The sequence below is a fragment of the Candidatus Latescibacterota bacterium genome (assembly GCA_019038625.1).
Taxonomy (GTDB): domain Bacteria; phylum Krumholzibacteriota; class Krumholzibacteriia; order Krumholzibacteriales; family Krumholzibacteriaceae; genus JAGLYV01.
The window spans coordinates 1-4,120 of record JAHOYU010000079.1 but is presented as its reverse complement, the minus strand read 5'-3'; the positions used below and the strand labels follow the sequence as shown (position 1 = coordinate 4,120).

At 51.4% G+C, this 4,120-nt stretch carries 7 protein-coding genes; all 7 read left to right on the top strand.

Annotated features, from left to right (window positions below; genetic code table 11):
- Positions 1-186: hypothetical protein (locus KOO63_06105; GenBank protein MBU8921376.1), on the top strand; the 186-nt coding region annotated here is incomplete at its 5' end.
- Between the two features lie 331 nt (positions 187-517).
- A complete protein-coding gene (locus KOO63_06100; GenBank protein ID MBU8921375.1) occupies positions 518-1,591 on the top strand; it encodes a hypothetical protein in 1,074 nt (357 codons plus the stop codon).
- Between the two features lie 28 nt (positions 1,592-1,619).
- Positions 1,620-2,921, top strand: a complete 1,302-nt coding sequence (terL, locus tag KOO63_06095; GenBank protein MBU8921374.1) for a phage terminase large subunit — start codon at positions 1,620-1,622, stop codon at positions 2,919-2,921.
- 104 nt (positions 2,922-3,025) lie between these two features.
- The gene (locus KOO63_06090) at positions 3,026-3,166 is read left to right on the top strand and encodes a hypothetical protein (GenBank protein MBU8921373.1); all 141 of its coding nucleotides are present in this window, start codon (positions 3,026-3,028) and stop codon (positions 3,164-3,166) included.
- Entirely contained in the window at positions 3,163-3,387 is a 225-nt protein-coding gene (locus tag KOO63_06085; protein ID MBU8921372.1) for a hypothetical protein, read from the top strand. Before KOO63_06090 ends, KOO63_06085 begins: the two co-directional genes overlap by 4 nt.
- A gap of 102 nt (positions 3,388-3,489) precedes the next feature.
- Positions 3,490-3,708 (top strand): hypothetical protein, encoded by a 219-nt coding sequence (locus KOO63_06080; protein ID MBU8921371.1) that lies wholly within the window; start codon positions 3,490-3,492, stop codon positions 3,706-3,708.
- On the top strand, positions 3,701-4,120 hold a 420-nt coding region (locus KOO63_06075; GenBank protein MBU8921370.1), incomplete at its 3' end, for a phage portal protein. The genes KOO63_06080 and KOO63_06075, both read left to right, overlap by 8 nt.

Genomic DNA, 4,120 nt, shown 5'->3' with positions numbered 1-4,120 from the left:
GAGCAGGACAAGGCGGTCATTAACCACCTTGAAGAATTAAGCCTAAGAGGGAAAATCCCGCTATCAGAAAAGACAAAGCAATATGCTTCCTATGATGCGATAGCCGCTGCCGCTTTTTACAAGGCAATAAAGTCTGATGCTCTACAAAAGTTGACCGCCCAGCGTAAGGATTGGGGGAGAGAATGAATAGCGGTGCAGAAGATACCGGAACAGCACTGAAAAACGTCAGGCGTAGATGGTATAGATAGGCTCAAACGGTTTTTAAGCGTGAAAAAACGACCAGATGTTCGATATTAGCCTCAGACCTTGACAAAACACACAAGTATGTTAGAGTATATAATTAGCGCAAAGCTCTGAAAAGCCCGCAGTCGCGGGATTCAATTGAGACCCCTGGACATGCCTCCGGGGGTCTCGCCATTTAAGGTGAGTATAAAGGACATGCAGGGAAGGGCGGTCCCTGGCTGGGGTTCATATCCCCGGCTACCTTGGTTCAACTCCAAGCCCTGCTACCACTATAATGAAGAACGAAAAGAAACAGCATGTTGAAATAGAAAGAAAATTGACCCTCCGGAAGAGTCTCCTGGAGAAGGTCGGTCCCACCAATGACGCCGTCTATGTACCGTTCATCGGAGATGGTGACATCGCCACCGCTCTATATAGTGACCGGAAAATCTTCGGCGCCGACAACGATCCGGCTCGGGTAAACACCGCGTCGAAGCGGTTGCCTAGCGCAGTCATTATAGAGGCCGACTGCGACCGATTTCCATTCAATAAGTCCACTGCGACATTCGATGTGGCTGACTTCGACGCCTACAGCTACCCATACGATTCCTTCAGAAAGTTCTGGGAAGGGGCTAAAATCGCACCTCAGTGCGTCATATTCTTTACCGACGGCCAACGGCAGGCAATTATCCGCACAGGTCACTATAGAACACCTGACGGAGAGAAGCATATCCTCACCAAAACCGACGACAAGAGGAAAGAGTTCAACTTCTACTTCAATAAGACCCTGCTGCCCTGGTTCATCGATTACATCAAACCATGGACATTAGTATATAGCACCAAATATCTCAGGGATCCCAATCAATTATACTGGGGTGCTATTATCATTAGAGGGAACGACAAGACTTTACATAACGAGAAAGAGCCGGAAACACCTGATACTCCTAAAAAGACCCGCCACCCCTACAAATTCGACGATATCAAAAAGGCCGAGTACCTCAAACATCTCAGTGAAGGTCACCAGCGCGGGTACGCAGCGACCCTGGTGGGAGTCCATAGGTCCACCATCAGTGACTGTGTGAAGGCTGACAAGAAATTCGCCGAGGCCGTGTCCTATGCCGAGGCCGATGCCGTCGCTAAAGTGGAGAACGCATTATTTGAAGCAGCCAACTCTGGCAACGTCACAGCCATTCAAGTCTATCTATATAACCGGGACCCGAAGCGGTGGGCGGATCGCCGTAACATCCATCTGGCTGGCGCTGGCGGTGGACCCATAAAGGTAGAACATGACCTATCAGACGAGCAGCTTACCGAAATTATCAAAAGCAGAGGCAGCGGAGGAACTTCTAAGGAGACGCCAAGCCCGTAGGAACTTGCTCGCGTTCTGTCAGTATACGATGCCGACATATGAAGTCGCTGAACATTTGAACGACCTTGACGTAGCTTTAGAAGCTGTCGAACGGGGAGAACTCAAGCGGCTCATTGTTATAGAACCACCGAGACACGGGAAGAGCGAGAAGATATCATTAAGATTCCCCTGCTGGTATCTGGGAAGACACCCCATTGATTATATCGTTCAGGCTGGATACGCTGAATCGATAGCGCTGACCCATTCCAGGAAAGCCAGGGACGTGTTCGTCTCACCTCAAATGACCACCCTGTTCCCTCAAGTTCACTACAGACCGGAAAGGGCCGGACAAGAAACAATCGTCCCGGAGAGACAGGCGGCTCACGAATGGGGAACCGTACAGGGTGGTTCATATTACGCGGTTGGCATCGGTGGTGGCTTGACGGGTAGAGGCTTTAACCTCGGCATAATCGACGATCCGGTGAAAGACGAGGAAGAAGCCTCCAGCCAGACGATACGAAACAAGGTCTGGGACTGGTACACCACAGTATTCAGGACACGCGCTGAGCCGGACGCAGCTATAATAATCGTCATGACCCGCTGGCACATGGACGACCTTGTCGGAAGGTTGCTCAAGCAAGCCCGCGAAGACCCCGCATCCGACCAGTGGACGGTATTGCATTTCCCGGCTATCAAGGACGGTAAAGCGTTGTGGCCGGAACGATACCCCCTCGAAGAGCTGGAAAAAATCAGGTCGTCAATAGGGGGCAGGGCGTTTGAATCTCTCTATCAGGGAAATCCCACAATAGCAGAGGGGCAGATAATCAAGAGAGATTGGTGGCAATATTATAAAGAGCGCCCTGAATTCATCCGTATTATACATTCCTGGGATACGGCATTTAAGGATAAGCAACAGAACGATTACTCTGTTTGCACAGTATGGGGAGAGACACAGACCGGATACTACCTACTGGATGTGTGGCGGGGGAAGGTAGAGTTCCCGGAGTTGAAACGCACTGTCATAGCACTTTTTGAACGGGACAAACCGACTGCCGTGATAGTTGAGGATAAGGCAAGTGGCCAGTCGTTGATTCAGGAGCTTGAGCGCGAAACCAAAATACCAGTATTACCGGTTAAGGTTGATAGTAATAAAGTGGCAAGGGCAAACGCTGTGACTCCAACGATTGAGGCGGGGCGCGTATTCATTCCCAAATCTGCCCCTTGGCAGTTTGATTATATAGAGGAATTATCTGCTTTCCCAAATGCTGAACATGACGACCAGGTAGATAGCACGACCCAAGCCCTGTCATTTATGAGAGGGATACAAGGCAAGGAGTTCATGGTAGGATGAAGAAGAAGAAACTCCCTAGGCGTAGTCATATGGCTTCGAAAGGCAAGACTGCGAAACGGGATAGCAAGTTTAAGTGTACGCGAAGATAAGGAGCCCGTGGTCAGATGAAAACGGAAGACCCGCTTGAAGCAACACAAGACGTTATGGGAGCGAGCCGGATATGGCCTGACGTCCTTACGGTTTTGCTTACAGTTGTGTTGGTAGGTATTGCACTTGGATGTGGAATAAAGGTGATATTCGGATGATAAGCAAAGACAAATTGACTCGGGAGCAGAAGGAAACCTTTGACGTCCTGACCGTCAAAGGTAGATTACCAGACGAGGTGGCACTCAAGTATGTTGAGGAGCTCAGTGCCATCGCCGAACTGTTTGGTGTCACAGTCAAGTGCCGCTGGATTACGTTCGGGGAAGCGATAGCCACTGGCCGGCTCCCAGAGCTGCCGGCTCCGAAGGTTTGGAGGAACTGATGTACGAGCGGATAGCCTTGGCGATTAACATCATCGTTGTCGCAGGATTGCTCGCCCTTGGTTTCGCAATAGCGGGTATAGTGCTGTGGGTGTTTTGAGGAAGTGATGGGAGTATTCAACGGCATACCCAGCTACCCGCAGACGGCGGTCTGGCCTGAGTACTGCTTCCACGACTGGGTGCAGGACACCGGTGGGAATTACTATTGCCGGTACTGCGGTACCCCGATGATCCAGAACTACGCCTGGTACTGGTGGGTGGACAACAACGGAGTCTGTCATTATGAAAATCAATCCGATCAAGCCGAGGTGATACATGTTTGAGAACATACGCGCCCGAGCAGCCCTGGCTTTGCTACCGAAGAAAGCCACCACGACGGCTGCGCCGTTCCAGGTAATCGCCACGCATCCGGCCGACATCGCCATCTATTCCAACATGACGGTCCGGAAGGCGACCCGGGAAGGCTATAAAATCAGCGTCTACGTCTACCGGTCCGTCCGGACAATCATCCAGGCGGCGTCCGCGATACCGTGGATTATGCTGGACAAGAAAGGCGAGCCGATCGAGAACCATCCGTTCACCGCGGTCATGGCACACCCGAACGACGTGTTCAGCGGACAGGACCTGATCGAGTTCACGATAGCCCACTTGGAGCTGGCCGGCAACTCAATCTGGCAACCGCTCATCGTCGGCAAGACACTGCGCGAGATATGTCCGGTCATGCATGACCTCGTG

Excerpts from the sequence above, each read along its gene's own strand:
- KOO63_06085 (MBU8921372.1), top strand. The coding sequence starts at position 3,163 with ATGATAAGCAAAGACAAATTGACTCGGGAGCAGAAGGAAACCTTTGAC.
- KOO63_06100 (MBU8921375.1), top strand. The coding sequence starts at position 518 with ATGAAGAACGAAAAGAAACAGCATGTTGAAATAGAAAGAAAATTGACC.
- KOO63_06090 (MBU8921373.1), top strand. The coding sequence starts at position 3,026 with ATGAAAACGGAAGACCCGCTTGAAGCAACACAAGACGTTATGGGAGCG.
- terL (MBU8921374.1), top strand. The coding sequence starts at position 1,620 with ATGCCGACATATGAAGTCGCTGAACATTTGAACGACCTTGACGTAGCT.